The organism is Pseudomonas coronafaciens pv. oryzae str. 1_6 (genome assembly GCF_000156995.2).
GTDB classification, from domain to species: Bacteria; Pseudomonadota; Gammaproteobacteria; order Pseudomonadales; family Pseudomonadaceae; genus Aquipseudomonas; species Aquipseudomonas tremae.
This window is the reverse complement of record NZ_CP046035.1, coordinates 4153326-4167913: the sequence shown is the minus strand read 5'-3', so window position 1 is coordinate 4167913 and position 14588 is coordinate 4153326. Positions and strand designations below refer to the sequence as shown.

Annotated in this window: 13 protein-coding genes; 7 read left to right on the top strand and 6 right to left on the bottom strand. The window is 58.5% G+C overall.

Annotation, left to right across the window (positions count from 1 at the left end):
• The first annotated feature begins 92 nt into the window (after positions 1-92).
• From zwf to POR16_RS18645, 3 genes are read left to right on the top strand one after another with little or no spacing between them, the layout of a single operon-like run.
• Complete coding sequence (gene zwf / locus POR16_RS18655) at positions 93-1562, top strand: glucose-6-phosphate dehydrogenase (protein WP_005891426.1); 1470 nt, start codon at positions 93-95, stop codon at positions 1560-1562.
• A complete protein-coding gene (gene pgl, locus POR16_RS18650; RefSeq protein ID WP_005891427.1) occupies positions 1549-2262 on the top strand; it encodes a 6-phosphogluconolactonase in 714 nt (237 codons plus the stop codon). The genes zwf and pgl overlap by 14 nt, the downstream gene beginning before the upstream one ends.
• 17 nt (positions 2263-2279) lie before the next feature.
• Entirely contained in the window at positions 2280-2954 is a 675-nt protein-coding gene (locus tag POR16_RS18645) for a bifunctional 4-hydroxy-2-oxoglutarate aldolase/2-dehydro-3-deoxy-phosphogluconate aldolase (protein ID WP_005891428.1), read from the top strand.
• A 133-nt stretch (positions 2955-3087) separates the two neighbouring features.
• Here POR16_RS18645 and POR16_RS18640 read toward each other — a convergent pair whose 3' ends face one another.
• Positions 3088-3327, bottom strand: coding sequence for a DUF3820 family protein (locus POR16_RS18640; RefSeq protein WP_007248394.1), 240 nt, complete (start codon positions 3325-3327; stop codon positions 3088-3090).
• Positions 3328-3546: 219 nt separating this feature from the next.
• On the opposite strand from POR16_RS18640, the gene POR16_RS18635 reads away from it, so the two are divergent.
• On the top strand, positions 3547-4017 hold the full coding sequence (locus POR16_RS18635) for a PA2169 family four-helix-bundle protein (RefSeq protein WP_005891432.1): 471 nt from the start codon (positions 3547-3549) through the stop codon (positions 4015-4017).
• A 68-nt stretch (positions 4018-4085) separates the two neighbouring features.
• Here POR16_RS18635 and POR16_RS18630 read toward each other — a convergent pair whose 3' ends face one another.
• From POR16_RS18630 to POR16_RS18610, 5 genes are all read right to left on the bottom strand, one after another.
• A complete protein-coding gene (locus tag POR16_RS18630) occupies positions 4086-5618 on the bottom strand; it encodes a sensor domain-containing diguanylate cyclase (protein WP_122381132.1) in 1533 nt (510 codons plus the stop codon).
• 149 nt (positions 5619-5767) lie between these two features.
• A complete protein-coding gene (locus tag POR16_RS18625) occupies positions 5768-7132 on the bottom strand; it encodes a heavy metal sensor histidine kinase (RefSeq protein ID WP_005891435.1) in 1365 nt (454 codons plus the stop codon).
• On the bottom strand, positions 7122-7799 hold the full coding sequence (locus POR16_RS18620; RefSeq protein WP_024691763.1) for a heavy metal response regulator transcription factor: 678 nt from the start codon (positions 7797-7799) through the stop codon (positions 7122-7124). The genes POR16_RS18625 and POR16_RS18620 overlap by 11 nt, the downstream gene beginning before the upstream one ends.
• Positions 7800-7809: 10 nt before the next feature.
• Positions 7810-10917, bottom strand: coding sequence for a multidrug efflux RND transporter permease subunit (locus tag POR16_RS18615; RefSeq protein WP_024691762.1), 3108 nt, complete (start codon positions 10915-10917; stop codon positions 7810-7812).
• A complete protein-coding gene (locus tag POR16_RS18610; protein WP_055004063.1) occupies positions 10914-12080 on the bottom strand; it encodes an efflux RND transporter periplasmic adaptor subunit in 1167 nt (388 codons plus the stop codon). Before POR16_RS18610 ends, POR16_RS18615 begins: the two co-directional genes overlap by 4 nt.
• A gap of 290 nt (positions 12081-12370) precedes the next feature.
• Here POR16_RS18610 and POR16_RS18605 point away from each other — a divergent pair, with 290 nt between their 5' ends.
• From POR16_RS18605 to POR16_RS18595, 3 genes are all read left to right on the top strand, one after another.
• On the top strand, positions 12371-12751 hold the full coding sequence (locus tag POR16_RS18605; RefSeq protein WP_005891439.1) for a hypothetical protein: 381 nt from the start codon (positions 12371-12373) through the stop codon (positions 12749-12751).
• Positions 12752-13112: 361 nt separating this feature from the next.
• Positions 13113-13697, top strand: coding sequence for a fimbrial protein (locus POR16_RS18600; RefSeq protein ID WP_024671310.1), 585 nt, complete (start codon positions 13113-13115; stop codon positions 13695-13697).
• A 62-nt stretch (positions 13698-13759) separates the two neighbouring features.
• The gene (locus tag POR16_RS18595) at positions 13760-14512 is read left to right on the top strand and encodes a fimbrial biogenesis chaperone (protein WP_024691760.1); all 753 of its coding nucleotides are present in this window, start codon (positions 13760-13762) and stop codon (positions 14510-14512) included.
• The last annotated feature ends 76 nt before the right edge of the window (positions 14513-14588 follow it).

Genomic DNA, 14588 nt, shown 5'->3' with positions numbered 1-14588 from the left:
AGGCAGAATGTTGTGGTTATTACTACATATGGCCTTGAGTAACGCCTTTAAAAAAGGTATTTGTAGCCTAACTTGATAAAAGAACCAACATTATGCCCTTGATTACGGTTGAACCGTGTACATTTGCCCTGTTTGGTGCCCTGGGGGACCTCGCGGTACGCAAGCTGTTCCCGGCTCTTTATCAGCTTGATCGCGCTGGACTGCTGCATGAAGACACACGAATTCTTGCCCTGGCGCGTGAGCCGGGCGACGAGCAGTCGCATCTGGCCTACATCGAAAAATCCATGCGCCGCTTCATTCCCGAGGCGGAGCTCGAAGCCGAGAACGCTCAGCGCTTTCTGGCGCGCCTCAGCTACCTGCACGTCGACTTCCTCAAGGCCGAGGACTATGTCGCTCTGGCCGAGCGCGTTCGTGATGCCGAGACCCTGATCGCCTATTTCGCCACGCCGGCCTCGGTGTACGGCGCGATTTGCGAGAACCTCGCGTCGGTCAACCTAGCCGAACGTACGCGTGCGGTGCTGGAAAAGCCCATCGGTCATGACCTGGCTTCTTCACGCCGGGTCAACGATGCGGTTGCGCAGTTCTTCCCGGAAAACCGGGTCTATCGCATCGACCACTATCTGGGCAAGGACACGGTACAGAACCTCATTGCCCTGCGTTTTGCCAACAGCCTGTTCGAGACCCAGTGGAACCAGAACCATATTTCCCATGTGGAAATCACCGTCGCCGAGAAAGTCGGTATCGAAGGCCGCTGGGGTTACTTCGATCAGGCCGGTCAGCTGCGCGACATGATTCAGAACCACCTGCTGCAACTGCTTTGCCTGATCGCCATGGACCCGCCCAGCGACCTGTCGGCTGACAGTATCCGCGACGAGAAGGTCAAGGTGCTCAAGGCCCTGGCACCGTTTACCCCTGAGCGCCTGGCGACTCAGGTGGTGCGAGGCCAGTACACCTCCGGTTACAGCGAAGGCAAGGCCGTGCCAGGTTATCTGGAGGAAGAAAACTCCAACACCCAGAGCGATACCGAAACCTTCGTGGCATTGCGTGCCGACATCCGCAACTGGCGCTGGTCGGGCACACCGTTCTATCTGCGTACCGGCAAGCGCATGCCGCAAAAGCTGTCGCAGATCGTGATCCACTTCAAAGAGCCGCCGCACTACATCTTTGCCCCTGAGCAGCGTTTGCAGATCAGCAATCGCTTGATCATCCGCCTGCAACCTGATGAAGGCATTTCTCTGCAGGTGATGACCAAGGATCAGGGGCTGGACAAAGGCATGCAGTTGCGCAGCGGCCCTTTGCAACTGAATTTTTCCGACACCTACCGCAGCGCTCGTGTCCCCGACGCTTATGAGCGGTTGTTGCTGGAAGTCATGCGTGGCAATCAGAACCTGTTTGTCCGCAAAGATGAAATCGAGTACGCCTGGCAATGGTGCGATCAGTTGATCGCCGGCTGGAAGAAGGCGGGCGATGCGCCCAAGCCTTACCCGGCTGGAACCTGGGGGCCGATGAGCTCCATTGCCTTGATTACTCGCGACGGGAGATCCTGGTATGGCGATATGTGACCTTGAGCTGCCAGCAGGGCTGGTGGCACGTGACTTCGACACCCCGCAGCAACTGGCCGATGCGCTGGCAAGCGATGTGGCCGGGCGCCTTGAGCAGGCGATCAGCGAAAACGGTCAGGCCACTCTGGTGGTGTCGGGTGGACGCAGCCCGGTGGCGTTCTTCCAAAGCCTGGCTGTGAAGCCACTTGAGTGGTCGAAGGTGGTCGTCAGCCTTGCCGACGAGCGTTTCGTGCCGACCGAACATGCCGACAGCAATGCTGGCCTGCTACATCGTCACTTGCTTCAAGGCCCTGCGTCGAAAGCGAAGTTTCTTGGCCTGTACAACGTGGCAGCCAGCGTCGAAGACGCGGCACAAGTTGCTGATCAGGCATTGGCCGAGCTGCCGCCTATCGATGTCTTGATTCTGGGCATGGGCGACGACGGGCACACCGCGTCGCTGTTCCCCGCCAGCCCGAACCTGGCAGAAGCGCTGGACCTCAATGGCGAGCGCCGCTGCCTGCCGATGCTCGCACCAAGCGTGCCGCATCAGCGTCTGACCCTGACGCGTCGTCTGTTGGCGTCTGCGCGTTCGCCGATCCTGTCGGTGTCCGGTCAGGCCAAACTAGACACCCTGCGTGCGGCGCTGGCAGGTGATAACCTCGCCGAAATGCCGGTGCGCGCCTTCCTTAACCCGTCTCTCGAGATTTACTGGTGCCCATAAGCAAAGGAACCGTCGCCATGACACAGAACGAAAATAATCAGCCGCTCACCAGCATGGCGAACAAGATTGCCGTGATCGACGAACTTTGCGCCAAGGCGAAGATTCTGCCGGTCATCACTATTGCACGTGATCAGGATGTATTGCCTTTGGCCGACGCCCTGGCCGCTGGCGGCATGACTGCTCTGGAAATTACCCTGCGCTCGGCGTTCGGTCTGAGCGCCATTCGCATTTTGCGTGAACAGCGTCCTGAACTGTGCGTGGGGGCAGGGACCATTCTGGACTGCAAGATGCTGGCTGACGCCGAGGCGGCGGGTTCGCAGTTCATCGTGACCCCCGGCAGCACCCAGGAGCTTCTGCAGGCGGCGCTCGACAGCCCGCTGCCCTTGCTGCCAGGCATCAGCAGTGCGTCGGAGATCATGATTGGCTACGCCATGGGCTATCGTCGCTTCAAGCTGTTTCCGGCCGAGATCAGCGGCGGTGTGGCGGCTATCAAGGCGCTCGGCGCGCCATTCAATGAGGTGCGCTTCTGCCCGACCGGCGGCGTCAACGAGCAGAACCTCAAGAGCTACATGGCCTTGCCTAACGTCATGTGCGTGGGCGGGACCTGGATGATCGACAACGCCTGGGTCAAGAACGGCGACTGGGGTCGCATTCAGGAAGCCACCGCTCAGGCACTGGCGTTGTTTGACTGATTTTTCTGATCGAAAGCTTTTCGGGGGCCAGCCACGCTGCTGGCCCTGACAAAGAAGTTGTTGTTGGTTGTATGGCTTTGCGGTGCTCCCTGGTCCGGAGCACCGATTTTTTCCGGCTAGACCGTTCTCTTCTCTATCCCCTGTCCTTGAACGACTGCCGCGGACGCGTGCGTAACGGGTCCAACAGCGCGCTCAGGCCGTTGTGATCGATTTCCTGCATCAGCGCCAGCAGACCGCCCAATTCTCCTTTGGGAAAGCCTTCCCGCGCGAACCAGTTCAAATAATGCCCAGGCAGGTCGGCGATGAGTCGTCCCTTGTATTTGCCGAACGGCATTTCCTGAGTGACCAGCAATTTGAGTTTTTCGGGATTCATGTGGGGTTGGCTCTGTTCATTCATCTTGACGTGAACGATACGTGCATTCTGCATGCAGGCCAAATGACAGTTCATGCAGATATCACGATAAAGGAGATGTGAAAATTTCGTAAGTTACTGAATTTTAAATGAAAATAATTTTTAAAAAATTGGCATGACGACTGCAATCTTCTAGGCAGAAGCAATTTTCGTATCAACCTGCCATTAGGAAATTATCAAATGACTGATATCAACAAAGAAACGATCTCTATCCTGAATGACCTGATCGAAACCAGCATCGACGGCAAGGAAGGCTTCGAAACCGCAGCCCACAACGCCAAGAACCCAAAGGTGAAGGAGTTTCTGGCTCGTCGTGCCGGTGAGGTTGCCACTGCTGTTGGCGAACTGCAGCGGCATGTAAACCAGTTGGGTGGCAAGCCGGAAGACTCCACCAGCGTATCGGCTGACGTGCATCAGGCATGGGTAAAGCTGAAAACTGCTTTCACCAGCAACGATGACAAAGCCGTACTGGAAGAAGTAGAGCGCGGCGAAGACGTCGCCAAGAAAGCCTATAGCAAGGCTATCGAGAAGGCGAATGAGAAAGGCGTTTCCCCAGACGTTATCGCTGTGATCAAGAAGCAGCATGAAGGCGTTCTGAAGAACCACGACGAAGTCAAAGCTCTGCGTGACTCAGCCCGCGCCGCATCGTAATTCGATGCCCTTGCGGTGACGAAAAACGCCAGCCAGTCTGGCGTTTTTTTATGCCTGCACAAAACTTGTCAGGCTTTGTTCGGGGTCTCCGAATCGGAAGCGGCTGCCCACTGTTCTACCCGGTTACGACCATTGTTCTTGGCCCGGTAAAGCGCCTTGTCGGCAATGCCGAAAAACGTCTCCAGCTTGTCGCCTTGGCGAACGATCCCCGAAGCAACGCCGATGCTCACCGTTAACGAGTGCTCCGCATTCTTGAACAGCGGCAGTGATTCAACCGAGCGGCGGATGTTTTGCGCGATGATCATGGCCCCGGTGACATCGGTTTCCGGCAGCACCACCACAAATTCCTCGCCGCCATACCGCGCCAGACGGTCACCTGGCCTACGGATATTAAGAGCAATAGTCTGCGCAATCAGCCTCAAGGCCTCGTCGCCACCTTGATGACCATGGCGCTCGTTGAATGCCTTGAAATGATCGACGTCGATCATCAACAGCGAAAGGCGCTTGCCCGAACGTTGCGCACGCGCCCATTCGGTTTCCATGGCTTCGTCAAGCTGGCGGCGATTGTCCAGCCCGGTCAGACCGTCAGTTGCGGCCAGATCTGCCAGCGCATCTTCGGCACGACGGCGGCGTCGCAGTTCGCGAGACAGCAGCCAGGTCAGCCATAGAATCCCTATGCACAACACGCCGGTTGCCGTTGCGACCAGCCATGCGTTGCGTGTCCAGACGGCATAGACCGCTTCTTCGGACTGGCCAATCACTACGACCAGTGGAAGAGTGCCCACTCGCGAGAACGTGTACAGGCGAGGCGCATTCAGTTGAGACGATATGCCAGTGAAACTGCCATCGCCTTCCTTGAGAATGCGCTGGAAGTTGGCCGTATGGCTGTAGTCCTTGCCGATCAGGTCCTGACCCTCAAGGTCGGGGTAGCGCACGATCAGAATGCCGTTGGCATTGATCAGATTGATGCTGCTGCCTGCGCCCAGGTTCTGGCTCATGAACAAGTGTTTGAAATATATCAGGCGCATGGCCGCGCTGGCGATTCCCTGGAACTCGCCGTGCGGGCCTGAAATGCGTCGGCTGAAGCTGATGCACCAGTCCTTGTAGCCCCAGCGGGTTTTATAAGGCGTGCTGACGTGAAGGTCCGGCGACGGGTCCGCAGCATGATCTTTGAAATACGCACGGTCAGAGAAGTTATCGTCACGCGGCGTGACCGATAGCGAGTCCGCCAACAGGTTGCCCTTGTTGTCGAGCAGGACCAGGTCGCCCTTGTAGGAGGCGGCCGTGGAGCGATCAAACAGTACAAGCTGGCGAAGCTCTGGCGACAGATTCTTTATGTCCGGGCGCTGCCAGCTGCTGATCATGCCTTGCAGGGAAGAGTCGTAAAGTTCTGCGTTGTGCATGACGTCTGCGTCAATCAGTTGCACGATGTTGGCCGCCGCACGCGCCGCAGTCTGCGCGGCGTCTTCACGCTCCCGGAGCAACAGCGACGCAACAATGGCGAGGATGGCAAGCATCGCCAGCAAGCTGCCGAGGATCAAAATGAGCTCAGGGCGAGGCCAGTTGGGCCGGTCCGGCCGAGAGGACGCAGACAACATCATCGGTTGCTTTACCTGCAGGAAAAGGTGCTGGGAAGTGACAGAGTCGGAGAAAATTGTTTCGGCTGAGTATAGAGCAGGCTATATAACATGCCGCCTGCATTCTTATAAGACGGCAACACGAATATATTCAGGCGGCGTACAGCGGGGCGTCAGCGAGGAAGTTGAAGGCCGAATGTATTGGTGCCCTGATGGCTGCTCACGAAGACTGTGCCGCCGTGCATCAATGCAATCGCCTTGACGATGGCCAGTCCCAGACCATGATTGGCGCCACTGTTGCTGCGCGAGGCGTCTACCCGATAGAAGCGTTCGAACAGCCTGGGCAGATGTTCTTCGGCAATCTGCAGGCCCGGGTTGCTGACGGCGATGCTGACGTACCCGGCATGCGATTCGATAGTGACGTCAATGACTTGCCCGGCGGCGGTGTGCTGCACAGCGTTGTGGAGCAGATTGATCAAGGCGCGGCGCAGATGAGCTTTCTCGATCGGTGCGCTGGCATCGCCCTGAACATCCACCCGAACCTGCGCGTCTTCCAGAATGAAATCCAGATAATCAAGGGTTGTGGCCACCTCTTCAGCCAGCGACGCGCAGGTCAGCGCCTTGACCCTGGTGCCCTGATCGGCGCTGGCCAGGAACAGCATGTCATTAATGATCGAGCGCAGCCGCTCTAGCTCTTCGAGATTGGATTGAAGCACCTCGAAATAATGCTCCGCAGAACGGCCACGGGTCAGCGCCACCTGGGTCTGGCCGATCAGATTGGTCAAAGGCGAGCGAAGCTCGTGCGCCACGTCGGCGTTGAATGACTCCAGCCGCGAGTAGGCTTGTTCGACGCGCTCCAGCGTCGAGTTGAAAGAGGCGACGAACTGTTCAAGCTCGGGAGGCAATGGTGAAAGCTGCAGACGCCCGGAAAGGCGCGGCGGCGCCAGCTTCTGGACTTCCTCCGAAAGCGTGGTCAACGGGCGCAGGCCGATGCGTGCGACCCAGTAACCGAGTGCCGAAGCCAGCAGAACGCCAAGGGTGGCCAGGCTGATCAGCGCGACCAGCAGTGAGTGCTGGGTGTGCCAGAACGTCTCGGTATCGATAGCCGTCAGAAAGCGCAGTGCCGGGCGTTGCTCCTTGGGCGGGAACTCGCTGACCAGCACTTTGAAGGCAAAAGGGTGGTCTGCCAGTTTCAGGTCGTGCATGCCCGGCGGCCCCTGCGCGAATCGACGAATATCAGCACCAGGATTGCCGAACTCATAAACCGGATCGTCGCTGACCACCCAGAAACGCAGGCGCTTGTCTTCCTCACTGAGCAACTTCAGTTTTGCCTTGATCTTGCCCCAATGCTCGGGATTGCCGTAACGCCCCACCGCTGATTCCAGCACGCTGTAGCGTGCATCGACCTCGGCGCGAGGCAGCAGATCCAGGCTCTTGTCGACCTGCAGGTACAAGGCCCAGCCGATCAGCATGAATACCGACAGAGCGACCAGCGCGAACAATCCGCTGAGGCGCAGGGCGATCGAGTCAGCCCGCACTGCGGTTCTCCAACACGTAGCCCATGCCGCGAATGGTGTGCAGCAGCTTGTGTTCGTGCGGGCCGTCGAGCTTGGCACGCAGGCGTTTGATGGCGACTTCGACCACATTGGTGTCGCTGTCGAAATTGATGTCCCAAACCATCTCGGCGATAGACGTCTTGGAGAGGATGTCGCCCTGACGTCTGGCCAGAACACTCAGCAGCGAGAACTCCTTGGCGGTCAGGTCCAGGCGCATCCCCGCACGTGTCGCCTTGCGGCTGATCAGATCTATCCACAAGTCGGCGATGGTGATCTGCACCGGCTCGTGGCCACCGCTGCGGCGGGTCAGTGCTTGCAGGCGGGCGACCAGCTCCAGAAACGAAAACGGCTTGCCAAGATAGTCATCAGCACCTTCGCGCAGGCCGCGAATGCGGTCATCGACCTGCTCGCGAGCGGTCAGCATGATGACAGGCGTCTGCTTGCGCGCGCGTAATGCACGCAGTACGCCGAAACCATCGAGGCCTGGCAGCATCACGTCGAGAATGATGATGGCGTGGTCATTCTCCAGCGCCAGGTGCAGGCCTTCGATACCGTCGCGCGCCACATCAACGGTGTAGCCCTGTTCGGTCAGGCCGCGGCGCAGGTAGTCTGCGGTTTTCTCTTCGTCTTCGATAATCAGCACGCGCATCGGGCGACTCTCACTTGTGCAGGGCCGGTGCCGGTACGGCGGCGGGCGCAGGTTGGCGTCGATGGAACAGCCGCTCCAGCTGCAGGTAGATGACCGGCGTGGTGAACAGCGTCAGCATCTGGCTTACCAGCAGACCGCCCACTACGGCAATCCCCAAGGGCTGGCGCAACTCGGCCCCGACCCCGAAACCCAGCATCAGCGGCAACGCGCCGAGCAGGGCCGCGAGGGTGGTCATGATAATCGGTCGGAAACGCGTGATACAGGCTTCGTAAATGGCGTCCTGCGGCGAGAGGCCTTGCTCGCGTTGCGCCTGCAACGCGAAATCCACCAGCAGAATGCCGTTCTTCTTGACGATGCCGATCAACAGCACCACGCCGATCAGTGCCATGATCGAGAAGTCCTGACCCATCAGCCACAACAGTAACAGTGCGCCGATACCCGCCGAGGGCAGGGTGGAAATGATCGTCAGCGGGTGGACGAAACTCTCGTAAAGCACGCCAAGAATGATATACACCGCCACCAGTGCGGCGAGGATCAGCCACGGCTGATTGGCCAGAGAGCTCTGAAAAGCCTGCGCCGCGCCCTGGAAGCTGCCGATGATCGAGGCCGGCATGCCGATCTCGTTCTTGGCTTGATCGAGCATGCGCACTGCGTCGCCCAGCGCGACGCCCGATGCCAGGTTGAACGACAGGTTTGCGGCAGGGAACATCCCGTCGTGACTGATCGACAATGGCCCCATGCGCGGAGCACTGACCTTGGCCAGTGCCGACAGGGGCACCATTTCGTTGGTCAGCGGCGAGCGCAGGTAAAAGTAGGCCAGGCTTTCGGCCTTGCCACGCTGCTGGGCGTCGAGTTCCAGGATGACCTTGTACTGGTTGACCTCGGTCTGGTATTCGCTGATCTGCCGCTGTCCGAATGCGTCGTAAAGAGCCTGATCGACATCGGCAGTGGTCAGGCCGAAACGTGCGGCAGCGCTGCGATCGATATCGATGTGGGTCACGCTGCCGCCCAGTTGCAAGTCGTTGGACATGTCGCGAAATGCCGGGTTGCTGCGCAGTTTCTCGGTCAGGCGTTCGGTCCAGGTGGTCAGCAGGGCGCCGTCATTGCTTTTGAGCACGTACTGATATTGGCTGCGGCTAGGGCCGGAACTGAGGTTGATGTCCTGCCCGGCGCGCAGGTACAGAACGATGCCGGGGACTTTCGCCAGCTTGGGACGCAGGCGGTCAATGAATTCACTGACCGAGACATCGCGCTCGGACCGCGGTTTGAGCGAAATCCAGAAGCGTCCATTGGCGATGGTCTGGTTGCTGCCAGATACACCCACCGAATGAGAGAACGCCAACACCGCAGGGTCTGCACCGACGATCTTTGCCAGTTGCAGATGCTTTTCCACCATGTCCGGGTAGGAAATATCCGCAGCGGCCTCACTGGTACCCAGCGCAAAAGCGGTGTCCTGGACCGGGAAGAACCCTTTGGGAATAAGAACGTAGCCCACCACTGCAAGTGCGAGGGTCAGGCCGAATACGCCAAGCATCAACCGCTGGTGCGCCAACGCCTTGCGCAAGCCCCGTTCATAGGCCGCGAGCAAGCGTTCGCCGAACCCCGGCTTCTGGTGCGGGTGGTGCGTGGGTGCGCGCATGAACAACGCTGCGAGCGTCGGAGCTAGGGTCAGAGAGACCACGACCGAGATCAGAATGGTCGCTGTGGCGGTCAGCGCGAATTCCTTGAACAGCCGTCCGACCACGCCCCCCATGAACAGCAACGGAATGAACGCGGCCACCAGCGAGAAACTGATCGACACCACGGTAAAGCCGATTTCCCCGGAGCCTTTGATGGCCGCCTCGCGCATGCCTTGCCCGGCTTCGAGATGACGATGGATGTTTTCCACCACAACGATGGCGTCATCCACCACGAAACCGACTGCGACCACGATGGCCACCAGCGTCAGGTTGTTAAGGCTGAAGCCGAACAGGTACATCATCGCGAAGCTGGCGATCAGCGAGACGCCAAGCACCGCGCTAACGATCAGCGTGGCCGACAGCTGGCGCAGAAACAACGCCATGACGGCGACCACCAGCAACACTGCAATCAGCAGGGTCAGTTCCACTTCGTGCAGCGACGCCCGGATAGTCCGGGTACGGTCGTTGAGCACCGAAACGTCCACCGCTGCAGGCAGCATTTCCTGCAAGCGCGGCAGTTCGCGCTGGATGCGGTCGACGGTTTCGACGATATTGGCGCCGGGTTGACGAAATATGGCGATATTGACGCCTTGCTGATCGCCAGACCACGCCTTGACGTAAGCATTTTCAGAACCTGCCACAACCCGCGCCACGTCCTTCAACTGCACCGGAGCACCGTTCTTGTACGAGACGATCAGTTGCGCGTAGTCCTGCGGTTTGAACAGTTGGTCGTTGGAAGACAGGGTCGAAATACTGTCCTTGCCATACAGGGCGCCTTTGGCCAGGTTCAAGCTGGTCTGCTGCACGGCAAGGCGGATGTCTGCCAGGGTCAGGCCCAGCGCAGCGAGTTTTTCCGGTGCAGCCTGCACCCGGATTGCGGGACGTTGCTGACCGGTGATGTAGACCTGACCGACGCCCTCGATCTGACTGAGCTGACGCGCCAGGATGGTTTCGCTGACATCGCTCAGGTCGGTCCCCGGCATCAGGCTGGAGCTCACACTCAGAATCAGTACCGGACTGTCAGCCGGGTTGACCTTGCGCCAGGTTGGCAGGCTGGGCATGTCGGCTGGCAGGCGGCCCGCAGCGGTATTGATCGCGGCCTGGACTTCCTGAGCAGCTGTATCGATGCTCTTGTTCAGCGTGAATTGCAGGGTCAGGTTGGTGGAGCCCAGTGCGCTGCTAGAAGTCATTTGGGTCATACCGGGTATCGCGCTGAACTGCACTTCAAGCGGTGTAGCTACCGAGGAGGCCATGGTCTCCGGGCTGGCACCGGGGAGCTGCGCGGTAATCTGAATGGTCGGGAATTCCGCTTCCGGCAATGGCGCAATCGGCAAGCGCGGAAAGGCAATGACGCCCAGCAGCACGATTGCAAAGGTCAATAACAGCGTGGCGACCGGGTGGTCGATACACCAGGCCGAGACCGAGCCGCGGCACGTCATGGTGCTCGGTCCGCTTGCGCGCTTGCCACTTCGGCTGTCGGGGCGCCGACCACTTCGACAGTCGCGCCAGGCCTCAGCCGCGACTGCCCGTCGCTGACCAGAACGTCGCCCGCCTGAGGTCCGCTGATCAATGTCTGCTCACTGTCCTGATAAAGCACTTTGACCGGCACGACCTCCACCTTGTTGTCGGCAATGACCCGGTAGACGAAATGCTGGTCAATGCCACGCTGCACCACCTGTGGTGGCACCTTGAGCGAGTTGAGTTCGATGCCGGTCTGGATCTTCACGGTGACCAGTTGCCCGGGCCAGAGCTGCTCGCCGGGATTTTTGAATTGCGCCTTGGCGCGGATCGTGCCGGTGGTTGCCGACACTTGGTTGTCGATCAGCGAAAGTGTGCCTTCGCCCAACAGCAGGCCGTTGGCTGCACCGTCGCCTTGATAGGCTTTGACCGCTGCCGCTGTGTGCTCGGCAACCAGCCCCTGCAGCGTGGGCAACATCTGCTGGGGCAGGGAGAACTCCACCGCAATCGGATCGATCTGCGTCACCGAAAACAGCCCGTTGGCGTCGCTGACACGCAGGAAATTGCCCTCATCGACATTGCGAATACCGACACGTCCCGCGACCGGTGAGCGAATCTGGGTGTAGGAAAGCTGTACTTGCGCGGCATTGATGCTGGCCTCATTGCCCAGCGCCGTGGCAGCCAGTTGCTTGACCAGAGCCTGTTGCTGATCAAAGGTCTGTCGCGAGATGCCGTTGTCTTCGGTGAGCTGGCGGTAGCGCTTGAGGTCCAGTTGCGCGACGTCCAGTTGTGCCTTGCTTTGCGCAAGTTGTGCGCGTGATTGCTCCAGCGCGGCGCGAATGGAGCGATCATCCAGTGTCGCCAGCAGCTCGCCAGCCTTCACCTGTTGACCCTCTTTGACCAGCACGCGAGTCAGCACGCCATCGACCTGGGGGCGGATCACGACACTCTGCAGTGACAGCACCGATCCGATACCCGTCACGAAGCGCGGTACGTCTTCGACACTTACGGTGATCACCTTGACCGGCACCGCCGCAGCAATATGCCTGGGGATTGTGGTCGAGCGTGTCAGCTTCCAGCCGGCCACGGCGGCGCACACTACCAGCAGTACAACAAGGGAGACGGTCAGGGTCTGTCTGCGCATGTGAAGAAAACGCCAAAGGTCGCTGTGGGAATGATGTCTTTATCGCTTACTTATAGCCTGCAAACACGGTCAGCAGAATGACTTTCAGCTGTCAGGTTTGTCAGAAAGCGCTCCACGGGTGTGGTACTCGGTCAAGAAATGCAGACAGCAGACGATATATTTGTTGAAGGGCGATTTGTCCAGATGTTTATAAAGTCCTAGGGCAATTCCTACCTGCATCGGGAAAACTTCTGACAGCTGATTCTCCCGCCAACTTAACTCGATAAATGATCCTGTGAGTGGAGTACGCCATGAGACGTGAAAAATCAGGCTGGAAAGTAATGTTGAACATGTTGACTCGCCCTAAAGGCCTGCTGGCAGCAGTGATAACGCTGCCGTTAATGGTTGCGCCGTCGGTCTCTTCGGCAAAAGACGGCATGCTTAGCCTGCACGGCAGTATCGTCAACAGCAGTTGTCAGGTTTCACGTCCTGACGGGCATGCCGCTGCCGCCCGCACTCGTATGCTCGAAGTTGCACCGGGCATTGATGTATACGTCAGCACGGACGGTAATGCATGCACCGCCTACGCTGTTCCATTCGTTGCGTATTATCAAGTCTTGCCTGACACACTCAAGCCTGACGGAACGTCGTCACAGGGCCGCGCTGCCGTGATTACCCTGAACTACCAATAAGCAGTCGGTGTTCGCTGTATGCTTTTCTCTTGCTAACTGTCTCGCGTCAGCGCGGGACAGTTCAAAGCTTGATTCGAGCGTCCCTTATATACGCTTGCCGATAACACTCCTGCCATGACCGTCAATGAAGTGCAGCCGCAAACAGCAGGCTGACCTTTTCCGTCTGCTGTTGCTTGATGCCCTTGTTTATCGCGGCCTGCGAACGACTTGTCGTTATTCCTACAGACCCATCCTGCGCAATATGTTGCATTGTCTGCGGGGCAAAAGTTATTACCCTGACAGCGATCAAAGAGCGCGATCTTTATAGTGATTGGCGTCCGATAGTGGGCACACACGACATAACACAAGGAAGGTCGTTAGCATGAAAAAGCTTTCTCTTACATTGGCAGTTCTGGGCGTCATGGGTCTTGGGATGGCGGGCACCGCCAACGCTGCCAACAACGGTAAACTGGTGTTCAGCGGGACACTGACCAATATCTCTTGCGATGTGGGACCGGGCACGGGCGTCACGGCCGGCTCTGGAGCGGGTGAAATAAATGTCGACCTGGGCAACGTCTCTTTCTCGGACATTGGCCTCTCCAGCGAAAGTCGCTTTGAAACAGCATCGCCTATTCAGTTGCTGGTCAACTGCAGCGCGGGCGCCGACCAGTACAACATGGTGAAAATGCGCCTCACTGCCCGTAATGGCAGCGGTCTGGATAATAACGACGCCAAACTTCTGCGTACCACCGGGGCGGCGGACGGTGTGGGTATCGGCCTGCTCAATGCTTCCAACGTACTGATGGACCTGAGCGGCGGCGAAACCATCGACACCACGCTGGTCAAGGAAAGTGCCAGCGGGGCGACCGCAGAAATCAATTTCGGCGCGGTGTACGTGCTTAACGGCACCCCGACCAATCCGGGTAACGCTGACGGTTTCATGCCGTTCGTGCTGGATTACGAGTAACAGTGTCGGGCAGGGCGGGCGCTGCCCGCCTTGTTCTTTATCGAATCAAGGCGAACGTTAGTATGTCGGGTTACTTATCGCGCTGCGTGATACTCACGGTGCTGCTGTTGTCGGTTGTCTCCGCGCAGGCAGGCATCGTGTTGAATACCACGCGCGTCATTTATCAGGGCAATGAAAAGGAAGTCAGCCTGGGGGTTCATAACAGCGGCAGCGGCGAAATTCTCTTGCAGTCCTGGCTTGAGTCGCCGACGCCGGAAAGTGCTCATCAAGAAAGCGCATCGCATGTGCCGTTTATTGTGACACCGCCGTTGACACGTATGGCGGGAGGCGGGCGGCAACTCGTGCGCATCATTTACTCGGGGGCGGATATGCCGAAGGACCGTGAGTCGGTGCTGTGGCTCAATGTTCAGGAAATACCTCAAGCCGCAGCGGTGAACACGTTGCAGATTGCGATACGCCAGCGAATAAAAGTATTTTTCCGACCCGACGGGTTAGTGGGCGACCCACAGCAGGCGCCCGAAAAGTTGCAGTGGCAACTCAGTGATCCTGACAACCTGTCGGTCGTAAACCCGGGGCCTTATCATGTGTCCATGCTCGGTATCTCTCTGCACCGGCAAGGTACTGAACTGGCGGTTATCGACAGTCAGATGCTGGCGCCGCTTCAACGCCTGACTATTCCGTTGCTGCACAATTCCGGTACCGCCCCGTGGGTGCTGAAGTTCGTCAGTATCAATGACTACGGTGGACAAGTGCCTTATCAGGCAACGTTGTTTAATCAACAACCCGGCTACGCGAACAAGGTGTTATCCCGATAACCTGACGCACAGTCAGCAGCTTTCACTATTCAAACCGTTGGGCTTACGCGATATGTCGGCCCGGCAGACCTGCGCC